Source organism: Dietzia cercidiphylli (assembly GCF_014145145.1).
In the GTDB taxonomy this organism is placed as follows: domain Bacteria; phylum Actinomycetota; class Actinomycetes; order Mycobacteriales; family Mycobacteriaceae; genus Dietzia; species Dietzia natronolimnaea.
On record NZ_JAALEA010000386.1, the window covers coordinates 1 to 4351 of the forward strand.

Here is a 4351-nt window from a genome sequence, read left to right on the forward strand (position 1 = left end):
TCTTTGCTGTCCGTTGCGCGATCTGCACCACGATAGGGTGGTCACGAAGTCCCGATTCGCGACCAATAGGGCTCCAGGCCACGGTTCCTCCACCAGACTCCGACATCCAATTCTCCTCAAGGTAGGACGGCTTTCTGCATTGCAGTACACCTGAGAGAGTATGACCCTCATCACAGTCTGTCTACGGGCTATTTTGGGATCGAGCTATTCACTGGTGAAACTAGGAGCCGTGCGTGGAGCTGCGTCAACTCAGGTATCTCGTTGCGGTGGCCCGCGAGGGGTCGTTCCTTCGCGCCGCCGCCACCCTCGACGTGCCGCAGCCCTCGCTATGGCGTTCGATCAAGGCGCTGGAGGCGGAGCTGGGCATCGCCCTCTTCAAGAGGTCCGGCCGCGGAGTACAGCTCACCGGTGCCGGGAATCAATTGCTGCCCCGCGCCCATTACCTGCTGAATCGAGCGGAGTCGGTCTCCCAGTTTGCCCACGAACTCGCTCGCGGTCGAGCGGGCGTCGTCACGGTGGCCTGCGCATATCCGCACGTGCCACGGTTCCTCGCGCCCCTGATCGGCACCTTCCGGTCGGCGCATCCCGCTATCCACGTCGCCGTCCACGAGTACCCGGGCCTGCCCGCGATCGAACAGGTGCTTAACGGGGACGTCGATCTCGCGACGGGCCTCGGGCAGGCCGACCAGCGTCTTGCGGGCCACCAGCTCGGCGACGTGCGGCTGGCGGTGGTGACCTCCGACGACCACCCGTGGCGGGGCCGGAGACACGTCTCGGTCGCTGAATTGCGTGGCCAGCCGGTGCTCACCGGGCCCGCCGATAGCCTCACCCGGCGCCTGCTGGAGCCGGCGCTGCGGGCAGGGGGCTTCGGGCTCGACATCACGTCGGAGAGCGTCAACGCCACCACAATCGTTGCGCTCGCCCGGGCAGGGCTGGGCGTGGCCGTCATCGCCGACGACAACCTCAGTGCCGACGACTCGGCCAGATGGCCAGTGCTGGTCGACGAGCACACCCCGATGAGCGCCCCGCTGTGGATCTACTGGTCACGCGAAGGAGGCATCGCCCCGGCGGTACGGTCCTTCGTGCGCCACGTCCAGGGGACCGGCAACCGGCTGGACCGGGACGGCGGGCAGCCCAGTCCAGCCTGAGGTCCAGCCGACCTCGGACTGACCACGCCGATCAGAGCAGGAGATGGTCGATCTCCTCCGCCGCAGCTACCAGCCGAGTGAGGATGTCCTGCTCGGTCGCCGAGCTCATGCGACTGAGCGGCAGCGAGGCGTTGACAGCCAACCGCGGAGAGCGGGTCGAGGCCAGTGCGACGGCGAGGGAGGCGACACTCTCCTCGCTCTCCTCCTTGCTCGACGCGAACCCCCGGGAACGGATCGTGCGCACCGCGTCGAGAAGCTCAGTCCGGGTGCCTAGCGAATGCGGGGTGAGCTGGATGAGCCGCTCGTCGGGATAAAGCAGATGCAGCTCATCGTCAGTCAGCATGGCCAACAGCGCCTTGCCGGTGGAAGTGCAATGGGCGGGCATGCTGCGCCCCAGCCGGTTGGCCACTCGTAGGGCCCGATCACTCTCGATGGAATCGATAAAGTGGACCTCGTTCCCCTCGAGCCGGCCCAGGTGCACCGTCTCCCCCAGATCGTTGTTGAGCCGCTCGAGCACCGGGCGTGCCCGGTCCCGGGCGTCGAGTCGGCGCAGCAGACCGAAGGCCAGCGAGTCCAGGGTCGGCCCCGGGACGTAACTGCGCGTCGTGGCATCCTGCTGGACGTAGCCGCGGTACTGGAGGATGGCAAGCAGCCGGTGGGCAGTGGACGATGCCACCCCCAGGTACTTGCTGACGTCCGTCAGCCGCAGGCTGTGGTGCTCCCCCAGCAGCACCACCCGGAGTGCGTTGTCCACCGACTCGATCGGGTACTGCGGCGCCGAGCCAAACTCCGGTGCCGACGGCAGGTTCGACATCGCTCGCATGGGTCTGAGGCTACGGGGTGTCTGCTGTGCAGGGACCGACGCCGAGGACCTGCGCTCCGGCGGTCACCCCATCTTGGCGACTTCATGCCGCCACGCCACGCCCTCGTTGAAGCCCGGTCCGAGGTCGGGCAGCGCCGCCAAGTCCTCGTCCGGCAGATCCGCCTGCGCCCCTCCCGCAGCGGCGATCTGAAGGGACAGCCGGGCCAGAGAGTCCACGCTGATCGCCCGCAGGACCGCTTCCTGGGCCGATCCACCGCTGAGTCAAGCCGTGCCCGCGGAGCACGACGACCGGCCGCTTACCCATGGCCGCCGCCATCTCCAAGGCCAGGCCACGGTTCCGAACGAGCACGCCACGCCGGTAGACGGGCACCCCGCCGGCGGCCAGCTTGGCGCCCGGGATGTCGAACGCACCGACGATGGGGCGGATCGCGAGGCTAGCCAGGTCTGCTGCGACTACCGCCCGCGGGTGCACGTGGACGACTGAGGCGGCCTCCGGCCGGGAACGCAGCACCTCCACATGCAGCGGCAATTCGGTCGGTGGAGACCATCCATCGAGCTCGCCCGGAGCTCCAGGGGCGCCGCCCGGGTCAACGAGGTGGACGTCGGCGGCCGTCGTCCAGGCCATGCCCCACTCCTGAGGGCCGCGGTAGCGAATCAACAAGCGTCCTCGTCGATCCGCAGGCTGACGCGGAATCCCGCCGTCACACCGCTGGCATGCTAGACGTTAGATACGCGCTGTGAGCCCGTGGCTCACCGGGAAGAAGCTAGGGCTGCCTCGCTGCGGCCTTCGGCACCCACCCGCTCGCGGCTCCACACCCGCTGACCCACCGCCTCGCAGATAGGTCACCTGATGTCCCCGCCTGCCGACAAATTAAGGACTGAGCCAGCATGACCACGACGGACACCCTCCACCAGGCCGATCTCCGCCTGGCCGAGGCGTTGCAGACCGGACGCCCTTGCGGCCCGGTCCGAGACCTGATCGGCGAGGACCTCGCCGACGCCTATGCCGTGCAAGAACTCGGCATCCAGCGACGCGTGGAAGCCGGGGCCCGTCGGGTCGGACGAAAGGTGGGACTGACCTCCCCCGCCGTCCAGAAACAACTGGGGGTGGACCAGCCCGACTTCGGGGTACTGCTCGATCAGATGCACGTCACCGGCGATGGAGTCGTGTCAGGGCCCACCTTGATCGCCCCGCGAATCGAGGCCGAGATCGCCTTCGTGCTGGCCGAAGACATCGACGATCCGGACCCCCAGCTCGTGCGGCGGGCAGTGGGCCACCTCACCCCGGCCCTCGAGATCGTCGACAGCCGAATCCAGGACTGGAACATCACCATCACCGACACCATCGCCGATAACGCCTCCAGCGGTCTCTACGTCCTGGGCTCGGCGCAGTCCTCGCTGTCGGAGTTCACCCCGGCCGAAGCCCTGATGACGCTGACCATCAATAATCGGATTGTCTCCCGCGGGACCGGTGCGGACTGCCTGGGAGACCCGCTTAACGCGCTGGTGTGGGTCGCCCAGACCGCCGCCAGACTGGGGCGCCCACTGCGCGCTGGTGAAGTCGTCCTCTCCGGGGCCCTGGGGCCAATGATCCCCTTCCGTCCCGGAGAGCACGTCAGGGCCACCGTCGCCGGTCTCGGCATCGTCGACGCAGTCCTAAACTGAACTGCCCAGATTTTCGGCTCTCCTGACATACCTGTGGATCATTGCCGGCCGGGGAGGTCGGTCCGGTGACCGCCGAGGTTGAGCATTGCCAGGGCGATCAAGGCCTGTGGTGAGCTGAACCCGTACGCCATCCTTGTGATGAGTCGGATCTTGGTGTTGGTGGACCCGACCAGGCCGTTGGAGAGGTTGTGCTCGATCGCGGCAAGGATCTTGTCCTTGTGTTTCAAGATCCGTTTCTGCAGTGCCACGAACGCTGGGATGCGGCAACGACGAGCCCAGCCAATCCACCCATCGAGGGCTTCGGCTGCTGCCGGGGGCTTTGACCACGCGGGACCAGAACGCCTCGATCGCCGCCGGGGTGGGCGGCAGTGTCGCACTGTAGGGGCGAGAGCGCCGCACCACAGGGGCCGGCCCGGTTGCGGGGGCCAGGTCCAGGCCCGGCAGCGGAACATCCACGGCCTCTATTCCGGGGCCGGCTTCAGTGGCGGTGCGCAACCCGCAGATGGTGGCGTTCGCCCGCCACTATGGGGTCGCCGTGCTCACGTGCGAGCCCGCGGACCCTGCCTCCAAGGGTGGCAGCGAGTCCACGGTCAAGGTCGCCAAAGCCGACCTGGTGCCCAAAGACACCAACTTGCGTAGCGAGTATTCCTCGTTCGCCGAGCTGGAGCAGGCCTGCGAGCAGCAGCTGGGGCAGGTCCCGCGTCGGCGGGTGGCC

3 protein-coding genes and 3 pseudogenes are annotated in these 4351 nt (G+C 67.7%); 3 read left to right on the forward strand and 3 right to left on the reverse strand.

Translation table 11 applies throughout. From position 1 onward, the window contains the following. Nucleotides 1–233: 233 nt before the first annotated feature. The gene (locus G6028_RS13590) at nt 234–1148 is read left to right on the forward strand and encodes a LysR family transcriptional regulator (protein ID WP_182659187.1); all 915 of its coding nucleotides are present in this window, start codon (nt 234–236) and stop codon (nt 1146–1148) included. 31 nt (nt 1149–1179) lie between these two features. Here the strand turns inward: G6028_RS13590 and G6028_RS13595 are convergent, their stop codons facing one another. After that, complete coding sequence (locus G6028_RS13595) at nt 1180–1971, reverse strand: IclR family transcriptional regulator (protein ID WP_241730765.1); 792 nt, start codon at nt 1969–1971, stop codon at nt 1180–1182. A gap of 63 nt (nt 1972–2034) precedes the next feature. Next, nucleotides 2035–2685: pseudogene (gene phtC / locus G6028_RS18210) on the reverse strand (3,4-dihydroxyphthalate decarboxylase); the annotation flags it as partial. A gap of 174 nt (nt 2686–2859) precedes the next feature. Between phtC and G6028_RS13605 the strand changes: the two are divergent. After that, the gene (locus G6028_RS13605; RefSeq protein ID WP_182659188.1) at nt 2860–3636 is read left to right on the forward strand and encodes a 2-keto-4-pentenoate hydratase; all 777 of its coding nucleotides are present in this window, start codon (nt 2860–2862) and stop codon (nt 3634–3636) included. Nucleotides 3637–3674: 38 nt separating this feature from the next. Here G6028_RS13605 and G6028_RS13610 read toward each other — a convergent pair. Continuing rightward, nucleotides 3675–3944 (reverse strand): annotated as a pseudogene (locus G6028_RS13610) (transposase); the annotation flags it as partial. A gap of 146 nt (nt 3945–4090) precedes the next feature. On the opposite strand from G6028_RS13610, the pseudogene G6028_RS13615 reads away from it, so the two are divergent. Beyond that, nucleotides 4091–4351 (forward strand): annotated as a pseudogene (locus G6028_RS13615) (hypothetical protein); the annotation flags it as partial.

What these genes read in the sequence shown, in the direction of transcription:
- G6028_RS13595 (WP_241730765.1), bottom strand. Translation starts at nt 1,971, where the DNA reads ATGCGAGCGATGTCGAACCTGCCGTCGGCACCGGAGTTTGGCTCGGCG.
- G6028_RS13605 (WP_182659188.1), top strand. Translation starts at nt 2,860, where the DNA reads ATGACCACGACGGACACCCTCCACCAGGCCGATCTCCGCCTGGCCGAG.